Source organism: Methylobacterium sp. A54F (assembly GCF_053346035.1).
Window position 1 is genome coordinate 1 of sequence record NZ_JBKFBF010000221.1, and the last position, 282, is coordinate 282.

Genomic DNA, 282 nt, shown 5'->3' on the forward strand with positions numbered 1-282 from the left:
CTCGCGGCGCGGGCGATCGGGCCGGCCGGCACCCGCCTCGGCGGCCTTCGGCGGGCCGAACGGGGCGATCGGCTCGCGCACCGGGCTCTCGAAATCGACCTCGGCCTGGGCCGCGAGGGCCTGCCCGAGCTGGTCCTTGAGCACGCGGGTGCGCACCTCCTCGACGAGGCCGGGCTCCAGGTCGCCGAGCTGGAAGGGCCCGAAGGAGAGGCGGATCAGCCGGTCCACGGAGAGGCCGAGATGCTCGAGGATGCGCTTGACCTCGCGGTTCTTGCCCTCGCG

General features: G+C 74.8%; 1 pseudogene. It reads right to left on the minus strand.

The features are described from left to right. Positions 1-282 (minus strand): annotated as a pseudogene (locus ACLBXP_RS26035) (pseudouridine synthase); the annotation flags it as partial.